This is a genomic window from Methanomassiliicoccales archaeon (genome assembly GCA_014361295.1).
In the GTDB taxonomy this organism is placed as follows: Archaea; Thermoplasmatota; Thermoplasmata; order Methanomassiliicoccales; family JACIVX01; genus JACIVX01.
Genome location: JACIVX010000058.1, coordinates 1 through 1789 on the forward strand (window position 1 = coordinate 1; position 1789 = coordinate 1789).

Here is a 1789-nt window from a genome sequence, read left to right on the forward strand (position 1 = left end):
GCGTTGGCCATGGCCAAGGAAGCGGCAGCGGTGGTGATGGACATGGGGTATCTCCGCCACCAGCGGGCCTGGCGGGAGGAGGTGGCAAGGAGGGCCTCTTCCCTCGTGATCGAAGTCGAGGGTGAAGTGGTGGTCCCCGCAAGAATTACCTATCCCCGGGAGGCGTGGAATGCCCAGGTTCTGCGGCGAAAAATTTCTCCCCTCTTGGATCGGTTCATTCGAGTCCTTCCAGAGCTTGCGCCAAGAAAATCTTCCCTGGGCCTGGACATGGAGGGTGTGCAGATCACCAATCCCGTGACCCTTCTGGCCGATCTTCCCGTGGACCAATCCGTTCCGCCAGTGGAGCTGCCCGCGGGAACGGAGGCCGCCCGGGCCCGGCTCCAGGAGTTCCTGGAAAGGAAAATCTCCCGGTATCATGAAGACCGAAACAATCCCACGGTGGACGGGACCTCCGGCCTCAGTCCCTATCTCCATTTCGGCCAGATCTCCCCGGTGGAGGTGGCCTGGCGGGCTAGGGAAGTGGGCGGACCGGGCGCCGCGGCATTCTTGGAGGAGTTGATCGTGCGCCGCGAGCTTGCCGCAAATTTCGTTTTGTACAACGCCCGCTACGACCAGTTTTCCGGCCTTCCCCCTTGGGCCCGGGAGACCCTCCTGAAACATGCTTCGGATCCCCGTCCGACCCGGTACTCCTTGGAGGAGCTGGAAAGAGCCGAAACCCACGATCCCATCTGGAACGCGGCGCAAATGGAGCTCGTTCGCACCGGAAAGATCCATGGGTACATGCGCATGTACTGGGGGAAGCAGTTCCTTCTTTGGACGAACGATCCGGCGGAGGCCTTCCGGTGGGCGATATACCTGAACAACAAGTACGCCCTGGATGGCCGGGATCCCGCGAGTTACGCCGGGGTGGCTTGGTGTTTTGGCCTGCATGACCGGCCTTTCCCGGAGCGCCCTGTCTTCGGGCGGGTGCGGCCGATGACTGGCGCCGGCTTGCGCCGGAAATTCCCGATTGATGTCTACATCTCCCGCTGGGGAAAGAGGATGCCATGAGCAAAAGAAAGGCCGTTTGGTTTCTTTTGGGCTTGCTGGGCTTGCTTTCTTTAGCTGCTGAGCGCGGCCCTTTCGCCGTGGGTGAGCTTTCTCTATCCATTCAAGACACGGCTCGCGGTCGGCGGGTGGAGGTGCTCCTCCTTTATCCGCAGGGCCAGAACCCCGCTCCCTTTGTGTTGTTCAGCCCAGGATTTCTCTTCAGCGGGCCCGCTTATCGGTCTTGGGGGGAATTCTTCGCCTCCCACGGCCTGGCCACGGCCCTGGTCTCCTACGCTTACAGCCTCTTTAACCCCGACCACCGCGCATGGGCAGAGGATATGCGATTCGTTTTGGACAACCTTCCTAAGGAAGTCAGCCGCTACGGAGTTCTTCTTGATCCAAATTCGGTAGCGCTGATGGGCCACTCTTTGTGCGGGAAACTCTCGTTCCTGGTAGCCGCGGAGCGAGAGGTACAAGTCGTAATAGGTTTGGACCCCGTGGACAGCGGCGCACCGGGAGTCATTGATCCTATGCGGTTCCCTTCGGCCGCGTCGGTCCTGAATAAAGTTACGTCACCCGTCCTGTTAATCGGGGCGGAGTACGGGGAGCGGGTGCGGTTCGGAATGCCCTGTGCTCCTTCTGATGCCAACTTCCGAAGATTTTTCGAGGCCGCACCGGGACCAGCCTTAGAAGTGCTCCAATTGGGCGCCGGCCACCTGGACTACCTCGATAACCCCGATTGCGGATTTCTTTGCAATGT

At 60.5% G+C, this 1789-nt stretch carries 2 protein-coding genes; both read left to right on the plus strand.

Going from position 1 to position 1789, the window contains the following annotated elements; translation table 11 throughout:
- Positions 1-9 precede the first annotated feature (9 nt).
- Positions 10-1050 carry a deoxyribodipyrimidine photolyase gene (locus H5T41_11055; GenBank protein MBC7109296.1) on the plus strand — a complete coding sequence of 347 codons (1041 nt, stop codon included), beginning with the start codon at positions 10-12 and terminating at the stop codon, positions 1048-1050.
- A partial coding sequence (locus H5T41_11060) for a hypothetical protein (protein ID MBC7109297.1) occupies positions 1047-1789 on the plus strand: 743 nt, incomplete at its 3' end. The genes H5T41_11055 and H5T41_11060, both read left to right, overlap by 4 nt.